The organism is Rothia sp. HMSC064F07 (assembly GCF_001837265.1).
Classification (GTDB): Bacteria; Actinomycetota; Actinomycetes; order Actinomycetales; family Micrococcaceae; genus Rothia; species Rothia mucilaginosa.
In genome coordinates this window covers 65725-67765 of sequence record NZ_KV831928.1, presented here as the reverse complement: position 1 = coordinate 67765, position 2041 = coordinate 65725, and the positions used below count along the sequence as shown (strand labels likewise).

General features: G+C 55.6%; 1 protein-coding gene and 1 CRISPR repeat array. The gene reads left to right on the top strand.

Going from position 1 to position 2041, the window contains the following annotated elements; all coding sequences use genetic code 11:
• Positions 1 to 294: 294 nt before the first annotated feature.
• A complete protein-coding gene (gene zapE, locus HMPREF2712_RS08075; protein WP_005507543.1) occupies positions 295 to 1350 on the top strand; it encodes a cell division protein ZapE in 1056 nt (351 codons plus the stop codon).
• Between the two features lie 376 nt (positions 1351 to 1726).
• A CRISPR array of direct repeats spans positions 1727 to 2041; the repeat unit is 29 nt; unit sequence ATTTCCCTTCCTTTTCGGAGGGACTTTCA.

Here is a 2041-nt window from a genome sequence, read left to right as displayed (position 1 = left end):
AAAACCCACGGCGAAGACACTAACCTATCGAACGCTGCGCCCACCCAAGAGCACCCGTCCAAGACAGACCCTGCCCAAAACACACTCCACCTCAGCCTCCTCACCCAAACGCCCAGGCCTTCGCAATCCCGCCCTCCGCGTTCCAGCTCAGAAGCCCCTCCCGCATATCCCACCCCCCCACTCCCTCCTCGTGCCCGTAATGTGGCGGGCAACTCATGCGGCTCACGCGGGGTGTTAGACAGTACTACACTTAAAGCGGAAGTCACATCGCCGTCACTGAAGAAAAGAGTTTTTGTGCCCACCACGACCGTACATTTGACCGACCGCATCCCTCGCGTTTCTGCTGATGAGTTGCTGGCGGGTTTCCGTCCCTCTGAGCGTTTTGGTGAAGTGTCTTTTGATAGCTACATTCCTGATCCGAATCAGCCGTCGCAGGCTGAGGCTGTGCAGAAGCTGAAGGATTTTGGCGACAAGATTAATGGTGGCGGTGCTGGTGCCGGTTTCTTTGGTCGCCTGTTTGGTGGCAAGAAGAAGGATTCGACGAAGGCTGGCCTGTACCTTGACGGCGGTTTTGGTGTGGGTAAGACTCACTTGTTGGCGTCGCTGTGGCATTATGTGGACGGCCCGAAGGCGTTCGGTACTTTTGTGGAGTACACGAACCTGGTGGGTGCGTTGACGTTCCGTAAAACGGTTGAGGCGTTGAGCAGCTATAAGCTGGTGTGTATTGACGAGTTTGAGCTGGATGATCCGGGTGATACTGTGCTCATGTCTCGTCTGATGCGTGAGCTGGCGGATGCTGGCGTGAAGCTTGTGGCGACCTCGAACACGCTGCCTGGTGCGCTGGGTGAGGGCCGTTTTGCGGCTGAGGATTTTAAGCGTGAGATTCAGGTGCTTGCTTCGCAATTTGAGGTGCACCGTGTGGATGGTGAGGATTTCCGTCACCGTGGCCTGCCTGCCGCACCGGAGCCTGTTGCTGATGATGCGTTTGAAGCGAAGGTTGAGGAAGTGTTCGGCGGCCAGACTGTTGGTGTTGATAACTTCGCTGACCTGGTGGAGCATCTTGCGAAGGTGCACCCGTCGCGTTACCGTCAGCTGATTGATGGCCTGGATGGTATTGCGTGGCGTGATGTTCACCCGATTACTGAGCAGTCGGTGGCGTTGCGTTTTGTGGTGTTGGCTGACCGCCTGTATGACAAGGACTTGCCGATTGTTTCTTCGGGTGTGCCTTTTGACAAGGTGTTTACTGAGGAGATGCTGGCTGGTGGTTATCAGAAGAAGTATTTCCGTGCGGTGTCTCGTTTGACTGCGTTGGCTCGTGAGGGCATGCTGGGTGAGGAGGCGGAGCGCTAGTTCCGCTGTTCGCCGGGGCCGAGCTTTGGCCGGCTCGGGTTTTGATGCGCTGTTCTTTCTAGTCCCGTGAGACTCGAAGCTCGCCCGGTTTGCATGGTTAGCTTGGTTAGTCTGGTTTACCTGAACCGCGCCAACCCCTCTCATACGTGAGGACCCTCGCCGGGTCGCTTAGGAAGCACCCGGCGGGGGTCTTTGTGTGAGCGAGAACCTGGTACGTGACGGGAACATGGCGTGTCGCTCGCATGGTTTCTTCCCTTGCCAGGGAGTTATGCGGGGGTAGATGTGGTTGGAGTGTATAATTTTGCGTGTAGCCTCCGCGAGGTTCTCGCGAAGCACCCGTTTCTGCCGCATGGTTGCGGGCTATTTTCGGGTAGCTATTTCCCTTCCTTTTCGGAGGGACTTTCATTGAGGGACTTTCCGCACCAGCGAAAGCAAAGAAGAACTAGCATTTCCCTTCCTTTTCGGAGGGACTTTCATTGAGGGTTATTTGAATCAGCCGGCGTATGCGCGCATGCGTCATTTCCCTTCCTTTTCGGAGGGACTTTCATTGAGGGGGAGAAAGAAATGCTGCTCCTCGAACCCGATAGCAAATTTCCCTTCCTTTTCGGAGGGACTTTCATTGAGGGACAGAAACCGACTTCTCACGGCTTGACATCAACCTAATTTCCCTTCCTTTTCGGAGGGACTTTCA